27 protein-coding genes and 4 pseudogenes are annotated in these 20,675 nt (G+C 60.8%); 14 read left to right on the top strand and 17 right to left on the bottom strand.

Annotation, left to right across the window (positions count from 1 at the left end):
• Positions 1-422 precede the first annotated feature (422 nt).
• Positions 423-779 carry a PRC-barrel domain-containing protein gene (locus JQ632_RS34200; protein ID WP_212407123.1) on the bottom strand — a complete coding sequence of 119 codons (357 nt, stop codon included), beginning with the start codon at positions 777-779 and terminating at the stop codon, positions 423-425.
• Between the two features lie 250 nt (positions 780-1,029).
• Here JQ632_RS34200 and JQ632_RS34195 point away from each other — a divergent pair, with 250 nt between their 5' ends.
• From JQ632_RS34195 to JQ632_RS40535, 3 genes are all read left to right on the top strand, one after another.
• A complete protein-coding gene (locus tag JQ632_RS34195; RefSeq protein WP_212407121.1) occupies positions 1,030-1,221 on the top strand; it encodes a hypothetical protein in 192 nt (63 codons plus the stop codon).
• Between the two features lie 200 nt (positions 1,222-1,421).
• The gene (locus tag JQ632_RS34190; RefSeq protein ID WP_212407119.1) at positions 1,422-1,622 is read left to right on the top strand and encodes a hypothetical protein; all 201 of its coding nucleotides are present in this window, start codon (positions 1,422-1,424) and stop codon (positions 1,620-1,622) included.
• 163 nt (positions 1,623-1,785) lie between these two features.
• The gene (locus tag JQ632_RS40535) at positions 1,786-2,004 is read left to right on the top strand and encodes a DUF6894 family protein (protein ID WP_409363528.1); all 219 of its coding nucleotides are present in this window, start codon (positions 1,786-1,788) and stop codon (positions 2,002-2,004) included.
• A 253-nt stretch (positions 2,005-2,257) separates the two neighbouring features.
• On the opposite strand, the pseudogene JQ632_RS34180 reads toward JQ632_RS40535, so the two are convergent.
• From JQ632_RS34180 to JQ632_RS34165, 5 genes and pseudogenes are all read right to left on the bottom strand, one after another.
• Positions 2,258-3,338 (bottom strand): annotated as a pseudogene (locus tag JQ632_RS34180) (PHP domain-containing protein); the annotation flags it as partial.
• 702 nt (positions 3,339-4,040) lie between these two features.
• Positions 4,041-4,253 (bottom strand): hypothetical protein, encoded by a 213-nt coding sequence (locus tag JQ632_RS34175; RefSeq protein WP_212407117.1) that lies wholly within the window; start codon positions 4,251-4,253, stop codon positions 4,041-4,043.
• Between the two features lie 268 nt (positions 4,254-4,521).
• Positions 4,522-4,710: pseudogene (locus JQ632_RS40530) on the bottom strand (hypothetical protein); the annotation flags it as partial.
• A 267-nt stretch (positions 4,711-4,977) separates the two neighbouring features.
• Entirely contained in the window at positions 4,978-5,148 is a 171-nt protein-coding gene (locus tag JQ632_RS34170) for a hypothetical protein (RefSeq protein ID WP_249152736.1), read from the bottom strand.
• A 4-nt stretch (positions 5,149-5,152) separates the two neighbouring features.
• Positions 5,153-5,356 carry a PRC-barrel domain containing protein gene (locus tag JQ632_RS34165; RefSeq protein WP_212407116.1) on the bottom strand — a complete coding sequence of 68 codons (204 nt, stop codon included), beginning with the start codon at positions 5,354-5,356 and terminating at the stop codon, positions 5,153-5,155.
• Positions 5,357-5,525: 169 nt separating this feature from the next.
• Here JQ632_RS34165 and JQ632_RS40370 point away from each other — a divergent pair, with 169 nt between their 5' ends.
• The 4 genes from JQ632_RS40370 (at position 5,526) to JQ632_RS34145 (ending at position 8,107) form a co-directional block, all read left to right on the top strand.
• Positions 5,526-5,681 carry a hypothetical protein gene (locus JQ632_RS40370; protein WP_212407114.1) on the top strand — a complete coding sequence of 52 codons (156 nt, stop codon included), beginning with the start codon at positions 5,526-5,528 and terminating at the stop codon, positions 5,679-5,681.
• Positions 5,682-6,099: 418 nt separating this feature from the next.
• Positions 6,100-6,309 (top strand): hypothetical protein, encoded by a 210-nt coding sequence (locus JQ632_RS34155; RefSeq protein ID WP_212407112.1) that lies wholly within the window; start codon positions 6,100-6,102, stop codon positions 6,307-6,309.
• 131 nt (positions 6,310-6,440) lie between these two features.
• Positions 6,441-7,517 (top strand): glycosyltransferase family 4 protein, encoded by a 1,077-nt coding sequence (locus tag JQ632_RS34150; protein ID WP_212407110.1) that lies wholly within the window; start codon positions 6,441-6,443, stop codon positions 7,515-7,517.
• A gap of 83 nt (positions 7,518-7,600) precedes the next feature.
• Positions 7,601-8,107 carry a PRC-barrel domain-containing protein gene (locus JQ632_RS34145; RefSeq protein ID WP_212407108.1) on the top strand — a complete coding sequence of 169 codons (507 nt, stop codon included), beginning with the start codon at positions 7,601-7,603 and terminating at the stop codon, positions 8,105-8,107.
• 191 nt (positions 8,108-8,298) lie between these two features.
• Here JQ632_RS34145 and JQ632_RS34140 read toward each other — a convergent pair whose 3' ends face one another.
• Positions 8,299-8,526 carry a hypothetical protein gene (locus JQ632_RS34140; protein WP_212407107.1) on the bottom strand — a complete coding sequence of 76 codons (228 nt, stop codon included), beginning with the start codon at positions 8,524-8,526 and terminating at the stop codon, positions 8,299-8,301.
• A gap of 512 nt (positions 8,527-9,038) precedes the next feature.
• Between JQ632_RS34140 and JQ632_RS34135 the strand changes: the two genes are divergently transcribed.
• The 5 genes and pseudogenes from JQ632_RS34135 to JQ632_RS34115 all read left to right on the top strand — a co-directional run bounded on the left by JQ632_RS34135 (position 9,039) and on the right by JQ632_RS34115 (position 12,179).
• Positions 9,039-9,839, top strand: a complete 801-nt coding sequence (locus JQ632_RS34135) for a DUF1236 domain-containing protein (RefSeq protein ID WP_312015693.1) — start codon at positions 9,039-9,041, stop codon at positions 9,837-9,839.
• A gap of 23 nt (positions 9,840-9,862) precedes the next feature.
• Positions 9,863-10,177: a hypothetical protein gene (locus JQ632_RS34130; protein ID WP_212407105.1), complete on the top strand. Its 315-nt coding sequence runs from the start codon at positions 9,863-9,865 to the stop codon at positions 10,175-10,177.
• Positions 10,178-10,245: 68 nt separating this feature from the next.
• Positions 10,246-11,147, top strand: a pseudogene (locus JQ632_RS34125) (Ku protein).
• A gap of 51 nt (positions 11,148-11,198) precedes the next feature.
• Complete coding sequence (locus tag JQ632_RS34120) at positions 11,199-11,450, top strand: hypothetical protein (RefSeq protein ID WP_249152735.1); 252 nt, start codon at positions 11,199-11,201, stop codon at positions 11,448-11,450.
• 84 nt (positions 11,451-11,534) lie between these two features.
• Positions 11,535-12,179: a cell envelope biogenesis protein TolA gene (locus JQ632_RS34115; protein ID WP_312015692.1), complete on the top strand. Its 645-nt coding sequence runs from the start codon at positions 11,535-11,537 to the stop codon at positions 12,177-12,179.
• A 3-nt stretch (positions 12,180-12,182) separates the two neighbouring features.
• Here the strand turns inward: JQ632_RS34115 and JQ632_RS34110 are convergent, their stop codons facing one another.
• From JQ632_RS34110 to JQ632_RS34095, 4 genes are all read right to left on the bottom strand, one after another.
• Positions 12,183-13,214, bottom strand: coding sequence for a sensor histidine kinase (locus JQ632_RS34110; protein ID WP_212407104.1), 1,032 nt, complete (start codon positions 13,212-13,214; stop codon positions 12,183-12,185).
• Between the two features lie 74 nt (positions 13,215-13,288).
• Positions 13,289-13,618: a hypothetical protein gene (locus tag JQ632_RS34105; protein WP_212407103.1), complete on the bottom strand. Its 330-nt coding sequence runs from the start codon at positions 13,616-13,618 to the stop codon at positions 13,289-13,291.
• An 83-nt stretch (positions 13,619-13,701) separates the two neighbouring features.
• Complete coding sequence (locus JQ632_RS34100) at positions 13,702-14,193, bottom strand: Hsp20/alpha crystallin family protein (RefSeq protein ID WP_212407102.1); 492 nt, start codon at positions 14,191-14,193, stop codon at positions 13,702-13,704.
• Positions 14,194-14,276: 83 nt separating this feature from the next.
• Positions 14,277-14,735: an Hsp20 family protein gene (locus JQ632_RS34095; RefSeq protein WP_212407101.1), complete on the bottom strand. Its 459-nt coding sequence runs from the start codon at positions 14,733-14,735 to the stop codon at positions 14,277-14,279.
• Positions 14,736-15,090: 355 nt separating this feature from the next.
• Here JQ632_RS34095 and JQ632_RS34090 point away from each other — a divergent pair, with 355 nt between their 5' ends.
• On the top strand, positions 15,091-15,315 hold the full coding sequence (locus JQ632_RS34090) for a hypothetical protein (protein ID WP_212407099.1): 225 nt from the start codon (positions 15,091-15,093) through the stop codon (positions 15,313-15,315).
• Entirely contained in the window at positions 15,312-15,518 is a 207-nt protein-coding gene (locus tag JQ632_RS34085) for a hypothetical protein (RefSeq protein ID WP_212407097.1), read from the top strand. Before JQ632_RS34090 ends, JQ632_RS34085 begins: the two co-directional genes overlap by 4 nt.
• An 8-nt stretch (positions 15,519-15,526) precedes the next feature.
• Here the strand turns inward: JQ632_RS34085 and JQ632_RS34080 are convergent.
• The 6 genes and pseudogenes from JQ632_RS34080 to JQ632_RS34060 all read right to left on the bottom strand — a co-directional run.
• Positions 15,527-15,874: pseudogene (locus JQ632_RS34080) on the bottom strand (DNA ligase); the annotation flags it as partial.
• 33 nt (positions 15,875-15,907) lie between these two features.
• Positions 15,908-16,108, bottom strand: a complete 201-nt coding sequence (locus JQ632_RS39795) for a hypothetical protein (RefSeq protein WP_080584096.1) — start codon at positions 16,106-16,108, stop codon at positions 15,908-15,910.
• Positions 16,109-16,914: 806 nt separating this feature from the next.
• On the bottom strand, positions 16,915-17,940 hold the full coding sequence (locus JQ632_RS34075; protein WP_312015691.1) for an NAD(P)H-quinone oxidoreductase: 1,026 nt from the start codon (positions 17,938-17,940) through the stop codon (positions 16,915-16,917).
• A gap of 70 nt (positions 17,941-18,010) precedes the next feature.
• Complete coding sequence (locus tag JQ632_RS34070; protein ID WP_212407095.1) at positions 18,011-18,871, bottom strand: fumarylacetoacetate hydrolase family protein; 861 nt, start codon at positions 18,869-18,871, stop codon at positions 18,011-18,013.
• Between the two features lie 130 nt (positions 18,872-19,001).
• Positions 19,002-19,988, bottom strand: a complete 987-nt coding sequence (locus JQ632_RS34065) for a VOC family protein (protein ID WP_212407093.1) — start codon at positions 19,986-19,988, stop codon at positions 19,002-19,004.
• Positions 19,989-20,054: 66 nt separating this feature from the next.
• Positions 20,055-20,666, bottom strand: a complete 612-nt coding sequence (locus tag JQ632_RS34060; RefSeq protein WP_212407092.1) for a glutathione S-transferase family protein — start codon at positions 20,664-20,666, stop codon at positions 20,055-20,057.
• Between the last annotated feature and the right edge of the window lie 9 nt (positions 20,667-20,675).

The following is a 20,675-nucleotide window of genomic DNA, read 5'->3' as shown; positions in this document are numbered from 1 at the left end:
TAAGCGTCTCGTCAAGATGCTTAAGGACCTGATTACGAAGGCGGAAACGAAGGATTCAAGCTCGCGCCGTTCATCGGAATCGCATGTCCTGGCGTCATGATGGCGGGCCTAGACTAGCCGGCGGCAGGGACAATTCAGATGACGCTGGGGCTTCACCCGATCCGCAGGCTATGCCCGCTTTGCGGCAAGCCGATGAAGCGCGTTGCCGACAAGGTCGTGTAGCGGCGCGACCGGTACCAGTGCGCATACTGCGACGGGATCGATCCGCTCCAAGATCCAGCGGTGCGGAGGTGGACGAAAGCTCACTGAGGCCGCCCGGTGGCTCGAGCAGCCTACAAGGGGGACCCGAAGTGCCTGGGATTCCGGGTCCCCGCAACCGCAACAGCGTGTGAGTGCGCAGCGGCCTAGGTCGCTAGCATCGGCTAGAACCCGGAATAGTAGTCGTTCACAGCTCGCGCCCGTCCCGGGTCGTCCCAATTCCAATCGTTGTCATTGCCGTACTTCGGCGCACGCTGGAGCCTGTCGGCGGTGAGATTGGTTCGGTACCCGCCAAGTCTCGTGTCGTACTTCAACGACTGCCATGGCAGCGGGTAGTGATCGTCCCCGATGCCCAAGAAGCCGCCAAAGCCGAGGACCGCGTACGAGACCTGGCCGCTGACCTTGTCGATCATGACGCGCTCGATCGAGCCGATCTTTTGAACGTCGGCACCATAGACGGCGGTGCCTTCGACCTTGTCGCTACCGATCAGCGTTCCTGTTTCACGCCTTTCCGTTTCCATCGTCATCCTCCTCCTCGAGAGACTGATGCAAGGCAAGTTAGATCGGCAGGCTCTCGTTCCTCCGCATTTCGCCGCACCGGCGCGAGCCTCACCGCCGCCCACGCTCCAACGTTCGACGCCGAAGCCGCCAGATCCCTACCCGCGAATGTTTCGAGTTTTGCCGCTTCGCCGAAAGTCGACGATCATCGCAGGGAGATCCTAGGAACGATCCGTCCTCCTGAGGGATTGGTTTGTTTTTGGAGCGCCGAAAATGAACAGCCCCGATCATAATGCCCTGTATCGCGCGGTTGTGGACGCTCGACGAATTCTCAGCGAGAATCAACTGGGCTCTTTGGATCCTCAGCAGACCATGCGACGCCTGCAGGCCGTCCTCGACAGCGACGAGTTGGTGCACGCTCTCAATCGCTCGAACCTTCAACCGGTATCGCGGCTAGAGCGCTAAAGCGATTTATGCTGCGGTACGAAAGGTCCAGGTCCGCGCCGGCGGTTCAAGCGGGTGATCCGAGGCCTTTCTAGGCGAGACGCATTCTGAGCTATTGCCAAGTCTGAGCCGGGATGTAGATTTCTGGAGATTTTTCACATTTGTTGAATTCGACGCCCAAGCGATTGCGTTACGATAGTTCTTTCTTCTGGGGGTTCCCCATGTTCGATCCTGCTACCACCGCGCTTTTGCGCACGGTCCTGGACGAAGTCTGCGAAAGCGTTTCCCTGGCCGAGACCGGCGCCCACACCCACGTGGCTTCGAAAATCCTGGAAGCCGCGAGCAGAGGCAACACGTCTCCGGAGCAGCTCAAGCAGATCGGACGCCAAGCTCTCTCGCAGGCGCCAACCATGTGGCGCTGACCTGCCGGGGCGGGACGCGTCCGAAGACGTCGCGCGCGAAGCTCGAGCGCCGCATCGCTGATGAGGGCCAGGAGGAGGTGTACAAATTTTCTTTCAGCGCTATGGCCGAGGAAAAACCGACGCGGGCCATGAACTAACTTAGGTGAACCGTGTTCAAGAAGATATGTCGCGGTACTATTTTGACATTGAGAATGGTCACCCTTACCGGGACGACGTCGGCGAAGACCTGCCTGACGATGAAGCTGCTTGGCGAACGGCCATATGGCTGACCCGGGATATGGAGAGCAACCTGCTTCCGGGTGGCGCTTGGAATTTGGAGGTCCGAGACCGCCGGCAGAAGCCGATCTTCCGAATTACAGTCAAGGCAGAACGTCTGCGTTGAAAGTCCGTGCGGTATCTCGCACGGCGATCTCTCTCGGCGGACCGCTGGCGCCTTCGAGTTCCTGCTCCCCACCGCCGCCAAGACCGTTCCTCCCGGGCTCGATTGGCTTCATGAGGTGAAGTACGACGGCTATCGCTTGCGCGTCGAGCGCAATGGCGATCGCATCCGGCAGATCCCGCGCGGCGGCCGCGATTGGACCAAGCGCTTCCCGGCATCGCCAAGGCTGTGCTGAAAAACCACAGCAAGCATTTCGTCATCGACGGCGAGGCTGTGGTACTCGGCGTCGACGGCGTCTCTGATTTACGGCGGATTTGTCGAGAGCGGCGGTGCGTGCAAAAGAGCGCCGCCTATGGCGGAGGTATCGCGTGATCTCACCAATCGGCATCGCGTTCAGCACCCGGTTCGTCGGCACGCCGCCTTTCGGCGCCATCTCGACGTCCCAGTGCATGTGATCGAGTTCTGCGATCGGGTGTGCGTCCGGGTTGATGCTCATCATGCAGCCGAAGTCCAGGGCCGCCCGGTGCCAGCGCCAGTCCAGGTCTAGTCGCCATGGATGCGCGTGATCTCCACCGCGACGTGATGCTTGGCACAAGCGCATAGCACCTTTTCGACGTCGATAACCCGGGCGACGACTGAAGCTGGCGACCGGTCATGTGGCCGATGATCGTAGTGTATCGGTTGGCGATGACCCGCAGCAGGCGTTCGGTCTGCGCCTTCCTGTCCAGTTTGAACCGACCGTGGATGCTGGCGACCACGAAGTCGAAGTTTTCCAGTACGTCGTCTGGATAGTCCAGCGAGCCGTCGGCCAGGATATCGGACTCGATGCCTTTCAGGACCCGGAAGTCCCTGCCGAACTTCTTGTTGAGCCGGTCAGTCTCGCAATGCTGCTGCTCGATCTGCTCGCGCGAGAGCCCTCCAGCATAGTGCGCCGATTTCGAATGGTCGGCCACGCCGAAATACTGGAAGCCGCGCTTGCGTGTTGCCTGCGCCATCCTTTCAAGCGTCTCCGTGCCATCCGACGCGTCGGTGTGACAATGCAGGATACCGCGCAGGTCGCGGTCTGTGATCAGTTTCGGCAACTTGTCTTCAAGCGCCAGCTCGATCTCGCCGCGCCCCTCGCGGAGCTCCGGTTCGATGAAGGGAAGGCCGAGCGCGTCGTAGATGTCCCGTTCTTTCGTCGCAACTAGGCGCCGGCCGTTATGGAGACCGTCGGCTTCGAGCCTCATGCCTTGTTGTTCGGCGAGTGCGCGGAACTGCTCGAGGTGCTCTGCCGAGCCCGTGGCGTGTAGCAGTGTCGCGCCGAAATGCTTTCGATCGGTGAGGTATACCTTGAGCCGCCGGAATCGAGGGGGACGGGCCCATCTTCCGTAGTGGACGCTTCGGCGATCGTACTGCCCCGACAGGAGATCGTTGATCAGGGTGGCGTAGTCGATACCTTCGTCGGTCTCCCGGAACGCGGCGCCGCTGCGGAAGTCTTCCAGGACTAGGTAGAAGTCCTTATCGAGCCGATCGGTGGGGATGATCGAAGGCGAGGCCATACGCAAAACTCCACTGACCCGCGTTTAAAGCTATGTCCGCGCCGACCCGAGTGCGAGTCGCGCAAAAGGGCCGCTGCCTGGAGGATCAGCGGCCCTTTCCGGGGTTTCAAAGTTTTCGAGCAAGGAGGCACTCCCCGGACTGCCGAGCTTTCCCGGTGGTGAGGGTTCCCGCCACAACATTTGTGAACCGGAGGCTCAGACATTAGTCGAGGAGCAACCTCCTTCCGGTGGCGGCTCGGCCAGCTAGCGCGAGGCCTTCAGGAAATTCTGTCTGATCGAAAACGAATTCAACCTTCCGAGAAATCGCGCGACGTTGATTGGCCGAGCTGTTGAAGTCGCTTTTCCAATTCTAGCTTTTTGGTAACCAGCCTCGCAGCAAGAATTTGGGCGACATCCATGTGGAGAACCCACAATTCGTCAGTAGACAGTTTCCCAATTTGCTCTCGGTAATCGTCCACAGCCCCATTGGGACAGGAAGCACTCAAATCCTCAGATTGCCTACGCCGATTCAGGTCGTCGCGTGGCTGGCCAGCCGTACCCTGCTGCCTCATAAACCGCCTTCCTGGCTTTGCGTGCCTCACCGAACACATTGCCTTCAGCTTTGGCTACGCTATCTTGAAGCTTTTCCAGTTCTGAAACTCGTGAAGCGAGTTCCTCAAGAAGTTGATGCAAAACGGATATGCGCTCGTTTAATTGCTCGCGATCATGCATGGGGGATACCAATCTTGGTCGTTAGTGGTCGGCGTTCTCCCATCGGAGCGAACAGGTAATGCCGGCAATTGCCGCTTGTTCCTAATCTCATAGGGCTCGCATGTACGCGCAGAGGGACTTCACAACATGGCGCATGAAGTGGCGACGGCTGGCACCTTCACGGGTGAGTTGCTTTATTCGGAAGGGGGGCAGGTTTATGATCGAGCAAGGGACCGCCCTACTCCATCGTTTTTTGACGAGATCGAGTGTGCGCGGTCGATTTGTCGTCACACTGCCGACAGCGCATGTAGCGCTCAAGCTCGTGGACCGGAGTTGTCTTCGTGCGTCGCACAATGTCGAGCGCGACAGTCTGATGCGTGTCGCAACCGAGGTACTTCACCTCGAAATAGCGATAGCCGGCATTCAGCGCGTCGCCGAGACAGGGGATTGACGCAGGCCGAGCGGCATGCAGCCGCAGGCAGGCGGCACCTTGCGCGACAAGAGGAACTGATTGCGGAGCTAAACCGAGATGGCCACGACACGACAGAGGCCTGGAGGTTGGTCGCCACTTTGAGGGAGACGCAAGCGCTTCACGAAGCAGACGTTGAGCGTCTTCTAAGCCTGCTGGTGAAGTAGGGACGCTCGGTTCTAAGGGAACTTTGTACCTGGGAGTTTCTCAGTTCTCCCATCCCTCATTCTGCCGCTCGCAGACCCTGATCCGTAGGCTCATAGCGCTGCCCGTGCTTCACGAGCCAGCCACCTTCGACATCCGCTGCGCCAAAGCCGTCGAGCATGCGGGCTGATTGCCGCCGGGGTGATAGAGGCCATCTCTGCGCTCGAACAAGTAGACGTAGACGCGCGCGAGCCGTAGCGGCTTGAGCATTGCCGGTAAAAGTACGATGGGGTTGGCGGTCATGCCTTTAGTTCTCGATGTGCTTCACTGTTGAGATCGGCCATTTACCGTCATGTCCGCTGATTGAGATGCGAAGCCCGTGCGCGTCGTCGAGGAATACGTGGACAATCGCGCCAGCTTTGCCGTCGGTCAGCACGACCGCTTTCCCGACCAACTCCTCCTCGGCCGCGTGCAATTCGCTGAGGATGTTCATGGCCCGCTTGTCGCTCATTAGCGACAAATCGCACAGATCACGAGAGGTTCCGCCAAAGCCGCGAGAGCCCGGGTGATTGCAGAGCCGCCTCCACCTTCAACGGGCGGGCAGAACCGCGACAGTCGTAAGTAGCCGGACATAGGTCCCGCCCGCTCTCGTGCAGCTCGAGCCAGCCGAGGTCGACCGCGTGCCTGATCCCGGCGCCAAACTCGGTTCCGCTGGCCTTGAGCATGTAGAGGAAGGCGGCGTTGATCTTCTCGATGTGAATGCGCCCATCCTGCACGGGCTCGATGCCGGCGGCGATTCGACCAGCTTGCGTGCGGCAACCTCCGCATCGGCGTAGGGCCGCTCCTTTGCGTATTTAATTTGTGCCATGGTCTACCCCGGTCCGCATCGATCGCGCGCGCTTGCTCTAACTGGCGATTGTTTAGATGGATTTCCTTCGTTGGTCCTGAACGGCAGTTGGCGCACTACTGGAAGTGCCGGGACAGTTGGAGTTGATGGAAGCTCGGCTCGGCGAGCCTGAGCCGGCAAGTGAAGCACTCGGAGCTGAACCGCTGCCTGCGCCGCTCGTCTCGGCTTCTTGTTTCGACCCGGTCCGGCCGAGACTCAGCGCAGCGGAGTCGCACGGGAGCGGGCGAAGGCGCCCTGACTCCTCCGGTGCGGTTCTCAGTAGGCACTTCCGAAACTCTAGGAAAAACGGAAACTTTCCGGATCGCGCTGAGTTGGCAACGACTGGTTTCGATCGTCGGAGCGCGAGAATGGTCGACGAAGTCGTGGTGAGAAGGGCGGCAGAGACGGCTTGGACGGTGTACCATTCGACGCACGCGGAGGTCGACGTTCAGGACAGCCGCCGCTGCCTCCTTGAGCGTCGCCTGCATAGGAGATGGGAAGAGCGAGAGAGCGATCCCGAAGAACTTGCCAGCTTCGGACTCGCCTACCTGCACGGGCTTCCCTCGGACGAATGTTGAGGTGGATGAAGATGCTCGTGGCGCGAGTGGCGGGCGAAAGCACAAGGCCCAACTGGACGCTGCTCGCGATTTCGTACCTCATTTCCGCAGCTATCGTGGTGGTCTTGCGATCCGCGTTTGGGGCTTAGCCGATGCGGATTGCCCAGCTTGCCCCGTTGGCCGAGAGCGTCCCTCCGAAGCTTTACGGCGGCACGGAACGGGTAATAGCCTGGCTGGTCGACGAGCTGGTCGGCTTTGGACACGACGTCACCCTGTTTGCGAGCGGCGACTCCCGGACGAGCGGAAAGCTGCATCCCGTATGGCCTCGTGCGCTGCGCCTCGGCCGGAGGGGCGCGGACCCGAATGCCGCCTGCGCTCTGCTGATCGAAGCCATCGCCAAGCGGGCGGGCGACTTCGACGTGATCCACTCCCATGTCGACTGGCTGCCTCTTCCGGTGCTGCGCCGGACGGGCATCCCGTTCCTGACGACCATGCATGGTCGGTTGGACCTCCCCGGTCTGTCAGACGTCGTTCGCCAGTTGGCCGACGCGAGTTTCGTGTCGATTTCCGACGATCAGCGCCTACCGCTTCCGGACGCACTTTGGATCGCCACCATCAAGCACGGATTGCCCAAGGACTTGTTCCAGCCCTGCTACGAAGTTGGTCGGTACCTGGCCTTCCTCGGGCGCCTGACGGCGGACAAGGGTCCTGAAGACGCCATACGCATCGCGCATGCTGCGCGGATGCCGCTGCGGATCGCCGCAAAAATCCCGCGCGGCGAGACCGCTTACTTCAAGAAGAAGCTCGAGCCTCAGATCGATGGCGAGAAGGTCCAGCTCGTCGGCGAGGTCGATGAAACGAGGAAGCAGCCATTCCTCGCAGGCGCCGCCGCCCTGTTGTTTCCGATCAACTGGCCGGAGCCGTTCGGTCTCGTCATGATCGAGGCGATGGCCTGCGGGACGCCCGTCATCGCCTATCGCTCCGGCTCCGTGCCTGAAGTGATCGAGGACGGCGTGACCGGCTTCATCGTGGATGGCGAGGAGCAGGCGATCGAGGCTGTGAAGGAGTCGGCGCGGCTGGACAGAAGAAAGATTCGGGCGCGGTTTGAGGAGCGCTTCTCCGCGAGCCGAATGGCTAGAGAGTACGAAAGCCAATACCGCAAGCTGATCGATGGCGCCAATTGCACCGGTGGTTCGATTCCTGGGCGCGGCAAGGAGCCTGAGCCATAAGAGACACCGGGAACAAGTGGCAATCTCTGGGAGTTGGGGCCGGGCATCTACACGGAAGCAGACTCAGTTGGAGGAGACAATCGATGAAAGGCTTTCTTGCCGTTGTTCTGCTCGGCGGCGCCGTGATCGGCGGAGCAGCGTTCGCACAATCTACGCAGCCGGCCGATCGTGCCGCGCCGGCAGCGACCAGCCAGCCGGCTGATGTGGCGCTCAAAGGAAATTGGCGGGCCTCGAAGCTCATGGGCCTGAACGTCTATAATGAGGCCAACGAGAAACTTGGCGACATTAACGAGCTTCTTGTCGACAAGAGCGGCAAGATCAACGCAGTAGTGATCGGCATTGGCGGCTTCTTGGGTATGGGTGAGCACGACATCGCTGTGTCCATCGACAAGCTGAAGTTCGTGGAAGAGCCGGTGCGCACGAGTTCGACCGGCACCTCGACCACGGCCCGCGACACGACCACCGGTGCGGCGGCGCCGACCACCACCAATCGCACAACAAGCGATTGGGTTCCGGACCACGCCGTGATGAGCGGCAACAAGGAGCAATTGAAGGCGCTCCCGCAGTTCAAATACTCGGACTACAATTAAGTGGAGCGTGTGCGCGACAAGACTTAGGGCCCCACGCGGGGCCCTTTTTGCTGCTTCGGGAGCTACTGGCGGACTCCGATACACGCATCGGCAGAAATGAAAACGGCTCGTCGGGTCGTGGGACGAGCCGTTCCAGGCGAGCATTCCATTGCTCAATGCAGATGGACTAACAAATCGACCCGCCGAAATCCTTACTGCTCAGTACAGACCTTGGTGGTCTTCACGGCGGATTCGGCTTCGATCTTGGTCTTGTAGACGCCATCGCCCACGACCGTCGTGGTGGTCGTCGTCGGCTTGGTATCGACGACGGTGCACTTCTTGGTGGTCGCATCGCGCACGATATAGAACTCGGCAGCGCTGGCGGCCTGAGTGCCCAGGGCGAAAGCGGCGAGAGCGCCGCACACGATCAGCTTCTTCATGGTGTTGTCTCCTCCGTTTGCTCGTAAGTATCATCGCCAACGACGAAGTTTATCCGAAGTTCCAGTTGTTCCTTGGCGGGCGCATGACTGCGCGCGCGCCAAGTGTAGCGAGGGCGAATACCGCGCTTTCCCGGGCAGGAACCTGAGCCTTCGTCCGATGTTGTTCGGCAATCGCATTTAGGAGGGTTTAGATGAACACGCGCTTATTGTTGGCCACGACTGCTGCAGTCGCGATCGCGACTTCAGCTTTCGCGCAATCCTCTCCGAACACGTCGACCCCAAATCCGCCGGCCGCTCAACGTCAGCGGGACTCCACCACGACACCGTCCGCCTCGAGTAAGACGCCGTCCTCGTCTGCCACAACGCCTTCGGGATCCGCACAAACGAGCAATCCTTCGTCGACCAATTCGGCTCAGACGCAGTCGCCGGCCACGACCGGCCAGAGTTCTGCGGGCCAACCGTCGGATCCCGGCACCGCCACGAACACCACGCAAGCGCCGACCTCGGGCAACGTGCCTAGCCAGGCGCAGACCAACCAGCCCTCCAACCAAACCAATCCGCCGTCGAACCAGGCGCAGACCAATGCGCCTTCGAGCACCCAGACTCAGAGCGCGAACCCGCCTGCGTCAGGCAGCAATCAGGCGCAGTCGCCGACGGGTAGCGGCGGCTCGACCAACACGGCTCAGCAGCCGAACAACCAGCGGAACACGGCCGATCGTTCGTCGAACACCAACGTAAACGCGTCGGTCAACATCAACGACCAGCAGCGCACCCGCATCAGCCAGTCCATCTCGCATCTCAACGTCCAGCCGCTGAACAGCGTGAACTTCTCGCTGTCGGTCGGCACCGTGGTCCCCCGGGACGTGCGTCTTCAGCCGCTGCCGGCCGAGGTCGTCGAGGTGGTGCCGCAGTATCGCGGCTACAATTTCGTCCTGGTGAAGGACGAGATCGTGATCGTGGAGCCTTCAAGCTCCAAGATCGTCGCCGTCATGCCGTACTCGGACCGCTCGACGGCCGCAGCGCCTGCACGCACCGAACAACGCAAGACGACGTTCAGCGATCGCGATCGCGAAGTGGTTCGCAAGCACGCCAAGGCGCGTCCGGTCGAGCGCGAGCGGGGTACCACCGGTAGCACGGCGCGAACCGAGATCCGCAGAGGCGAACGCGTGCCGGAGGGCGTGGCCATCGAGGCGTTCCCAGAGGACGTCTATCGCGATGCGCCGACCTTGCGGGAGTACCGGTACATCAACCGGGATAGCCGCACCTATATCGTCGACCCCCAGGAACGCATGATCATCGAAGAGATCGATTGATTTCGCCAGAAGGAGAAACGACGATGAAGACCCTTGCTCTGGGAATCCTCGCCGCAACCCTTCTGGAATCCGCTGCGATTGCCGGCCCGCTCAATCCTGCCGCCATCCGTTCGACCGAGGTCTCCGGCGTCGACCAGGTGCGGCTGGTCTGTAACGAGTGCGGGCGCTGCTTCCGGACCCGGGGCCCCCGTTACGTCCAGCGCTACTACGGCGGTGACGACTACGTGGTCAGGCGCAGCTATGGATACTATGGCGGTCCCGGCTACTACGATCGCGGTTACGGATACTACGGCGGCGGGCCGAGCATCGGCTTCAGCTTCGGCGCTGGCCGCTGGTAAATTGAACGGACAATGGGCCGCCCTCCAGAGCGGCCCATTTCCGCTTGCCCTATCGGAGTATCGCGTTCATGGCCCCCCGAGCCAATTGGAAAGGCTTTTTGCGTCTCTCTCTCTTGTGACGTGCCCTGTGGCCCTCTGGCCACCTCGGAGTCCGAGAAAATCTCGTTCAACCAGCTTAACTGGCAGACCGGCCATCGCATCAAGTACCTGAAGGTCGACGCCGAGACCGGCGACGAGGTCCCAAGCGAGTACATCGTCAAGGGCTATCAGCTCGAGAAGGACCGGTTCATCGAGGTGACCAAGAAAGAGCTCGAGGAGATCGCGCTGGAATCCTCGCGCGCCATCAACATCGACGAGTTCGTCGATAAGTCCGATATCGACCCGCGCTATCTCATCCGCCCCTACTACCTGCGGCCCGACGGCAAGATCGGCCACGACGCCTTCGCCGTGATCCGCAAGACCATCCGCGAGTTGGAGAAGGTCGCGATCGGGCGGGTCGTGCTCACCAATCGCGAGCACATCATCGCGCTCGAGCCGCTCGACAAGGGTCTCGTCGGCACCTTGCTGCGCTACCCGTACGAGGTGCGCGGGGAGCAGGAGTATTTCAACGAAATCCAGCACGTCAAACTGACCAGGGACAAAGCACATCGGTGAACCAGAAGTCCGGCACTTTCGAGCCGGAGAAGTTCGAGGATCACTACGAGACCGCGCTGATCGACCTGATCAATCAGAAGCGCGCAGGGAAAACGATCCGTCCGAAGGAGCGGCCCAAGGGGGAAACGCCGTCGATCTGATGGAAGCGTTGCGGCGGAGCGTGGGTCAGGAGGCCGGGTCAGCGAAGGTGGGCAAGCCAGTCAAGAAGCCGCGCAAGTCGTCGAGCGGCCAGAAGGAAATGCTGATGCCGATCGAGGGCAAGAAGCCCAAAGAGGCGAAGAAGCCGGCAGCGGGGCCGCAGAGGAAATCCGCTTAGGAACTGAGTGTCGGAAGGGCGGTTGCTCTAACGCCATGGTAGGCGAGCCGCATGGATATGAGAGAAGCTTCGGCAATGACGGAAGCCTCCGGGCTGACGAACGCGCAGGGCGGCATCGAGCAGGCTTCCGCCGCGAGCCCTGAAGCGGGAAGGGGGCCTCGGTCGCTCCACGCGCCTTCGCCAGACGACGCGATGGGCTTCGCCGACCAGTTGCGCAAGATCGCGATCAAGGCTCCGTTGCAGTCGCTTGTCGTCGCATTTCTGCTGGGGTCTGGGTCGCGCGTCGACGTTAGGAGCCGGTAGGGCCTGATGAAGCGTCATGGCAGGTAGCTCAAGACATTTCAGACCTCGCTGGGCTTCTACGATCTCGCGATCGCAGCGCCTTCCATGAAGGCGGCGCTCGAGGCTTGGGGCGCCGGAAGCAATCTTTTTCATCAGGGTGTCGCCAAGGAGACGGACGACCCCGACATGGTCGCCGCGACGTTGTCCAAGCCTGGCGTGGTGCTGAAGCGCCCCGCCGGATCGAATAGACGCTTCGCCGAGCACTCGGGTCTCCCGTCCGACCTGGGATCCGGCGAGAACGAAGTTCGTCGGGAAAAGCGTCGGGCGAAGCCGAGCAAGGGAGCTGCATGCAAGATCAGCGAACGGGCAGCCCGAAAAGCCGCCGCGGATTTCGAGAAGGAGCAGCAGCGCCGCGAAGCCGAGCGCAGGCGACAAGAGGCTGCGCGTGAAAGCGCTCGCGAGCGGCGCGAGAAGGCGATGGCGGAAGCGCAAGCGGTACTGGATGCGGCCGAGCGCGAGCACGAAGCCAACATGAAGGCCGTCGAAGCCGAACGTGCCGCCGTCGAAAAAGCGGCTCAGCACGAAAAGGAGCGTTGGCACAAGCAGAAGGAAAAGCTCGAGGCCGCATTGCGAAAAGGCACGCGAATAATCATTCATAATGCTGGCAGCAATGAAACCAGCTTTTCGCCTCCTTCGAGGCAAATTGTCGCTTCCGGCATCTCGCTTCTAATCGAAGTTATTCCAACGTGACGACTACGTTGCAGTCGCAGCGAGCGGCCTTCCATCCTCGTCGACCGGTGACGTAGCGCCAACGGGCAAATTGAGCTTCATCTTGCAGATCACTCCTGATGGCTCGAACAGGATATCGGTGCCGCCACCGAACTGAGCGAGTGCTCGCGACAACAGTCGTAGCCCGAAGCCTTGTCTTTTGGGAGCGCTTACTGTCGGCCCATCCTTCTCTTGCCAATCGATTTCCAGAAGTGAGTCCGTCATTCTCGAGTTGAGCAGTACGATACCCTTGGGTACGGACAGCGAGCCGTATTTTGCCGAGTTCGTTGCAAGCTCATGAACGAGCAGTGCGATCGTCAAGGCGTATTTGGGTGGGAGCAGTACGTAGGGGCCCTGGATCAGGACGCGCGAAGCGACGTACGGCCCCAGCTCGGTTTTCGCGATGTCATGAACAAACGCGCCACGTCCGTTCGCTTCCTCGACGAGGTGATCCGTCGCCGTCAGGGCGGCGAGGCGGCTCAGGATCTCGTCGCGGACCTGTGGCTGATCGCGCAATTGCACGCTGATGATCGCCTGTATAGTTGCGATCTTGTTCTTGAGCCTATGGGCCAATTCCTGAACAGCCAATTGACGGAGCTGCTCCTCGTCCTCGAGGCGCCTCGCTACGCGACGGAAATGGTCGGCCGCCAACGCCAGAAGCATCGACACGAAGACAAAAGTGACAAGGGTGACTTTATCTCCGTAGCGTTCCAGGGAAAAGCTGAATGCAGGCGGCATGAAGGCCCACCAAGCGGTCATGCCGCCGATGACTGCAACCAGAGCCGCTGGGCCGATACCGCCTAGAAGAGCGGTGAATGCCACGGCCGGGTAATATGCGATGAGTGACGAGGCATCCTGGTCGAACCATTTGAGCCAAATTTCGAACAGGCTGGCGCCGAGAGCGCAGACGAGAGCAAATGCGTAGGATTGCAGGGACCCGGGAGGGATGTACCCGCGCAGACGCGCCAACACTGAATCGATAGATAGGGTCAGCTTTGCCGTATTGACTCGCCGCATGACCGAACTCACCCACTGAGCAGCTTTCAAAAAGGCGCTCGCACGAAACCTAGCACGTTGCCGTCAAGTAAGCATCATGGACGCCTCGCCGGCGCGGCGGCCCAAGGCCGCCGCAGCCGCATCGGTACGCCGCCGGGCCGTGGCGGATCGTCATCGTCGCCATCCAGCCGGCGCAGCGCCGCGAGGATGTCCGCGAGCCGGATCGTGTGGACCGTGCCGGGAATCTCGCGTAGCGCGGGACAGGATTCGACGGCGAACATGTCGGACGCCCAGGACGACAGGATGATCCGTTTCTCCGGCTCGGAGAGCTCGTTGTCATTCAGGACATCCTCCGGAGACGCATAGTGCGCGGCCGGATGGAAAAATGGATTGATATTGCTGGTGTTCGTGTTGGCGTTGCTCATCGGTTGCCTCCCTTTATGCTCCTTTCCTCGGGGCAGGTTTTCGGTGAGTTTGGGCGGCGGCGACCGCCGCCCGTGATGGTCATTTACTGCGTGTTGATCGCGATGCGCTTGACGCCCGCTCGCGGGTTCTCGGCCTTCGGTAGCGAGATGGTCAGGATGCCGTTCTTGAACGAGGCCTCTGCTTTGTCCTCCTCGACGTCCTGGAGCGCGATCTGCCGCTGGAACGAGCCGTAGTGGCGCTCGGTGAAGTATCTGCCTTCGTCCTTGCGCTCGCTCTTCTTCTCGCCGCGAATGGTCAGCACCCCGTTCGCGATTTCGATCTGGACGTCGTTCTCCGTCATGCCTGGAAGCTCGGCCGAGATCGTCAGCGCCTTGTCGGTCTCGCTGAGCTCGATCCTGGGCCAGCCGAATTGCCCTTCCATGAGCGGTGACAGGCTTGTGCCGCCGAAGCCGCGGAAGACATCGTCGAACAGCCGGTTCATTTCGCGATGAAGCGTCATGAAGGGATCGTGGGTGCCGCGCCCCGTCGCGAGCTCCTGGTTTCTGGACCAGGGAATGAGATCACGAACTGCCATGATTTTTCTCCTTCATTGCATGGGCCAGGGAGCGCGGCCACGCTTGCGCGCGCCGCGTTCCGCCGCCGAACCTCGATCCAGCGTCAGGCTGCCTTCTTCTGCTCGATCTGCGACGGAGAGGCGCCGCTTCCGATCTGGATCCGGCGCGGCTTCATGGCTTCTGGCACCTCGCGGACGAGATCGATGATGAGCAGGCCGTCGCGGAAGCAAGCGTCCTTCACCTGGACATAGTCGGCCAGGTTGAACACGCGCCGGAACGGACGCGCAGCTATGCCCTGGTACAGGTACTCGCCGGCCGCCTTATCGGGCTTCCTGCCGTCGATGATGAGCGCGTTCTGCTCGGCCGTCACGGCGATGTCGTCGGCTCCGAAGCCGGCGACGGCAAGCGAGATCCGGTAGTGGTCCTCGCTGGTACGTTCGATGTTGTACGGGGGATAGTGGTCTTCGCTTGCCTGGCGCAACGTGCTGTCGACGAGGTCGGCCAGGTGGTCGAAGCCGATGGTGGAGCGCCACAGGGGCGCGAAGTCCAACGTGGTCCTCATAACCAAGTCCTCCAAAGAGCAAGATGGATACAAGGAGCGCAAGGCAGGAGTCAGAGCGGGTCTGATACCCGGCCCGGCGCCCGCGCCGGACCCGTGAAGGCGCCCGGCACACCGCTCTCGCGGCGAAAAATGATCTAGAAAAACGAGAAGCCGTTTCAAGAGGTCTGCCACAAAAATTTTTGCGGCGATCCCGGCCCCGCTCGCCACCTGCTGCAGCGCACTACCAAGGACTCGGAGATGCGGCGAGAGGTGACTTGACAGCCACTCGCGTCCGAATATTTTTTTGCGCCGGGAATTCTCTTTCCCAGTTTGCTCAACACCAAAAGGACCGTGACGACCGTCAGGAGTGACGACGATGCTCGATGAAGATCTGGCCCGCATCCGCGCGCACCGCAACAACATCCACCGCTACCGGCGACTGCTTCGCACGAAGCTATCGGAGCTTGAACGTCAATTTATCGAACGTCGCCTCGCCGAGGAGAAGGCTTCGCTCGAATCCCTTGCCACGAAAACCTTCCCTGTCGCGTTTACGGTGCCGAACGGCCCGGTTGGCTCCGTAGAAGCGAGGGGCGGGCTATGAGCGACCTTCGCGACCTCCTCATCCGCGGCAGCGAAAAGGTGATCGGACACTATCGCCTCCTGCTGGCGAGCGCCAAAACCGAGGCCGAGCGCCAGCTCTACCGAAGACGGATCGAGCGCGAGCAGCGGCTACTGGACGACTTGCACGGCGGATTCCCCGATCAGTCCGCTACATATGACTTAGGGCACGTAAAGGCTGCGTAACTGGCTTCTTAAAGGTCCTCTCGCAGTCCTTTGAAGAGCGGGTGCCGGACCTTTCCTTCGGCCGATTTGGCCCGGTACTCGATCTCCGCGAGCAGCTTCGGCTCGACCCAGATGCCCTTGTGCGCGATGCGCTTGGCGTAAGGCTGCGTCTTCCGGATCAGCGGCTTCAGCCGTTTCTGCAGGTCGGCGGCGGAGGATTTGTCGAAGCCGTCCTTGCCGGCATAGACGAGGTCGCCGCCCTTGCGCCGGCCAAGGTAGATGCCGTCCCACTTGCCTTCCTCGAGCGCGAAACCGGCGATGGTGAGCGTCTCCCGCTGCGCGCAGGTCTTCTTGACCCACGCGTTGCCGCGGCCGCTCACTACCAATCCCAGGGCATTGCCATGGCCGTCTCAGTCCGGCGGCTGTAGGCCGGGCGATCTCAGCCACTGGCTCATGTGCGAGCCGATCTCGGCCTGGCGGGCTTTGCGGAGGGTGTCCTCCCGTAGCGGACCGGGAGGGAGGGATCTGGCTGCTTCTCGGAGGCGTTTTGCTTCTTCGGCAAGGCGTTCTTCCAGGGACACGGTTTGCGTGAAACGGCGTCGTCGCTGCATGACACAACCTCGTCTGACGGGTCCTAACCGTTGGGCTTGAATTTCACGAATCCAATATGCAGAAGCCGACGTTCCGGTTCCCGGACGGTCTAGGCTGCGCGAAATGCAGATCAGCCGAAGACGACCTTAGTTCATCTTGCGGCGTAGCTTCCGAAGCAGCTCTCGAGGTCGGCGGCGTACTCCTCAATGATCCGCCGCGTCTCCTACATCCTGGACCGGCTCGACCCCGGCGGCCAGCTCGAGGAGCTCGCGCCCGGCCGCGGCAGGACCGTCGTAGCGGCTAGCCTCAGCGTGCTTCACCGAAGACGTCCGGTTCTCGAGTAGACCGGAAGTGACCGCCCGTATGCCAAAGCGGCGCTTTTGACCCGAAGCGGACTCAGACTGAGCCGTATAGCGATTTCTCCCTCGTAGCAGCTTGGCGATTCCACATTGCGATCGGAACGCTTAGCAGCACTGCTGCTGTCCTTCGACGAGCCGAACGTCGCCGCCGTATCGATGACCGACCACACGACGACAATTTGGCGTTCGACCCACTCGAAGAAGCAATCTCGCCGTCGAAATAGGACTACCCATCTCCTGCGGTCCGGCCTCTTAGTGTCCTATTCAACCGACCCCTCGACGGCTTTCGCCGCGCCAGCGCGTATGCCGCCAAGCTACTGAATGGTACGAAACCCGGCGAACTCGCCATCGAGCAAGCGCGTGTGTTGACCCTCGGCGACTTCGAAGTCGCCGGCGCGCGGCCCTTCTTCGCGCTGGTCGCGTTCTGCGCATACCCACTGGACGCCTTGGGACGCCATCGACGTCAATCAAGGAGAGGAAACTTTCAGAACAATTTTTCCTATGTGGCGGGACGTCTCCATATGAGCATGCGCCGCGGAAGCGCTGTCCATATCGTAGGTACTGTCGATCACAGGGCGGATATCTCTACTGAGCCGAGACCAGAGTTGCTCCCTCAGACCAGAGGCTAAGCGACGCTTGAGCTCCAGTGGGGTAGATCGAAGAAAGCCGCCCGCAATGGAGGCCCGCCGCGACATGAGTGCACGCAGCGGCAATGCCAAGCTCTTCCCGCCGCCGGCCGATAAGTGCGAAATTCGTCCTCCTGGTGCGAGAGCTTCGAGATCGTCGGCGAGGTGAGCGCCTGCCGAAGTGTCGAGCACAGTATCCACGCCGCGCCCGTCCGTTGCGGCCAATATCTGGGTGGACAGGTTAGGCGCTGCATAGTCGAATACGGCGCGACATCCCAATGAGCGTGCGACCTCTCGCTTTTCCGCCGTCCCGGCCGTCGCGAAGACGTCGTGCCCAAGTGCTCGCAGAACCTGAATAGCGATAGTTCCGACGCCGCTGGCGCCACCATGGATGAGCGCCGTTTCACCGCGCTTAATCCGCATCAATTCGAAAAAATTGAACCAGGTCGTGAATAGCGCCTCCGGCAAAGCGGCACCGGCAATATGGTCGTATCCGGCCGGCACCGAGAGCGCCAGTTCCTGATCGGTCGATACGAATTCGGCGTATGCCCCACCATCGGTGAGGGCCACTACGGCTTCGCCGATGCGGTTTTGCGGAACGTTTTTGCCGCAGGCCACGATGCATCCCGATGCCTCCAGACCGGGAACTGGATTTGGTTCGCGCGTCGGGCCGGCGGCCCGCTGATGGACATCATGCCGATTGACACCTGCAGCAACGACCTTGATCAGCACGTCGTTGGCACCAAGCGTCGGAATTGGCCAATCCGGGACCAGATGCAATACGTCCGGCCCGCCGGCGGCTGTAATGACAACCGCTCTTTGATGTTTGGGGATAATGCCTTCTTCAACCATGGGATCAAAATTCACGTCAGCCCTGGGTCTCAATGAAGAACTCGCACAGTTGCGATCGAGCGAGGTTGGTCCCGTCATCCAACCTCTACGCTGCTTCAGCGACTACCCCGTTTCTGAGCACGCCTACACTACTGACTTCCACCTCGACAACGTCGCCCGGCTTCATCCATAGTGGGGGTGTCCGCTTGGCACCGACGCCACCAGGAGTTCCAGTGACGATGACGTCTCCAGGAGCCAGTGGCAAGATCGTCGAAATGTACTCGATCAGGCGTGGTATGCCCGTGATCATAAGATCGGTCGTCGTATGCTGCACCACTTGCCCGTTTAACCTCGTTTCGAGCGTAAGCCTTGAGGGGTCGGGAATTTCGTCGGTGGTTACCATCCACGGACCGAAGCTGCCGCTTTGATCGAATGTCTTCCCCGCAAAGAACTGACTCGTGTGACGCTGCCAGTCGCGGATGCTCCCTTCGTTGTAACAGGAGTATCCCGCGACATGCTCCAGCGCTCGCTGCTCGGTGATATGTCGTCCAGCCGAACCTATGATCACGGCGAGTTCGCCTTCGAAGTCGAACGAATTGCTGACCTTGGGTCTGACCAAGGGCTGCAGATGCCCAGTCTGGCTTGCCGGATAACGGGCGAACAGCACGGGGAATTCCGTGGCGGTTCGTCCGGTCTCCGCGACGTGATCGTGATAGTTTAACCCGACGCAGATGATCTTTTCCGGATCCGGGATTACCGGGGCGAACACGACGTCTTCGGCCTTCAGGTCGCTCCTGTTCTCCTCGGCAATCTTCCGCGCTACATAGAGCTTACCCTTTGCAAGCAGCGCCCGCAGTGTCGGGGCTCCCTGGGCGGCAAGTCGTCCGCCGAGATCCACCACGCCATCATGACGCATCACGCCGTAGCTTGCTCGACCATCGCGAGTATAGAAGGACATGAGTTTCACGAGAATTCCCCTCTGGAGCAGGTTGTTTAAACGCGCACCGGTGCAACGGCCTTGCTGATGACCGCCGCGCAATTCGCCGAGTATCAGCTGTCCGCGCGGCTCGCCGGCACGATTGCGCCCGCGGTCGCACTTATTCCTGGCTTACCACCGGCTCTTGGGCCACGACCGAGGCGAGCCAGGCGCAGTTCGGGTCCGGGACCCGCACGCCGCGGGCTGCAGCATCTAGTCGCATGTTGCGCATGCGAACTCGCTGCTCCTCCGGAAGGTGCAGCCGCTCATGCCCCCATAGACTCGGGCCATCAAAGGTTTCGAAAGGCTGCCAAGTCCCGGGGTCGATCACTTGCGCGCCCCAACCGTACTCCACGAAGAAGTCAGAGGGCGAGTGAGCATAGAATGATGTCATGTGATCGTTCGTGTGGCGGCCGAGGGTATAGGCTATTCGCCCCTCTTCGAGTTGAGCAAGATCATAGCCTTGCCCCACATCGTCGAAGCTCTGCATCTCAACCATGAAGTGGTGGAAACTGCGTTTGCCCGAGCCGACCATAGCAAAGCTATGGTGGCGGCCGTTGATGTGCAGAAAGTAGAGCGGGTATGGCGACAGACCATAGTCTGTAATGTGGAAGCCCAATAGATCGCGATAGAACGGCAACAAATCGTCCACAGTGGCGACGTTCATAACGACGTGCCCCATCCCAAGAGGGCCGGTCTTGAAGCCTGAGATGGGCCGGCCTGGCTTGAACGGGTCCGGCGAAATCTCCTGCCCATGAAATACTTCCACCCGGTGGCCCCCCGGATCGCGAAATGCGATGAGATCCGCGACACGGCGCTCGTCCGCAAGAGCGCGCGTCCCCTTAGAAACAGCCACGCCGGCGTTATCCAGGCGAGCTGCCAACTCCTCGAGATCAGCCTTGCTTTCGGCCTCCCAGCCGAGGAAGCCGAGACCATCATTCTCAGCGCCGGTCACGACAAGCCTCTGCTGTCGATCGTCCATGCGAAACGCCCGAACCTTGGCGGCTGCGTCGACCTTCTGCATACCGAGCAGCCGCGTCGCGAAGCCCTCCCAGTCCTCAAGCTTGGTCGATTCTACGCCAACGTAGCCCAATGATTTGAGTGCCATGAACGTTTCCTCCGCCGTTTCCCAGATCGATGCGTTGCCTTAATTTTCCGCGCCGGCCTCGCAGGCCTAAAGGGCTATTTCTTCTGCTGCGAATACGCGTTGCGCGGAAGGCCGGGATTTGAATTCGCTCCACCGAGCGGCGCACGCCGCCGGGACTTCGAGCTTGAGACGCTCGCAAGCCCAGAAAAGAATGTAGAAAAGCGCGCCATCGGCGAATGATGGCCCTGTGTTCTGTCGCAGGTGACGATCGACGACGAGAAATCCTTCTTGGATGATCTCTCGCCCACGCGCCCGCGTCGCCTCATGGTCTGCTTCAGCCATCGCAAATTTGCCCGGACGAAACGCGCGCGAGAAGCCCTGCATGTGGATGGTCGAAACGATGAACTCGGTCAGCTCACTTGTGCTCAGAACAGTCTCCGGGTCAGACGGCATCAGACCCGCCGAAGGCGCCTGTTCGGCGAGATATCTCGCGATGACAGGGAATTCGGTGAGGACCGACCCGCCTGCACGCTCAAGCGCCGGCACTTTGTGTTTCGGATTGATCGCGGTGTACCAGGCCTGAAAATTCTCTCCGTCGCGAATATCGACTTTCCGTAATTCGAAACGGCATCCGATTTCTTGCAGCAGATAGTGAATGCCGATCGAGCAGGCGCCGGGCGCAAAATAGAGCTTCATCATTCGTCTCCC

Origin of the sequence: Bradyrhizobium liaoningense, from assembly GCF_018130955.1 — a bacterium.
Lineage (GTDB): Bacteria > Pseudomonadota > Alphaproteobacteria > Rhizobiales > Xanthobacteraceae > Bradyrhizobium > Bradyrhizobium liaoningense_C.
Note: the sequence above shows the minus strand (reverse complement) of the source record. Positions and strands in the feature narration are given on the sequence as shown.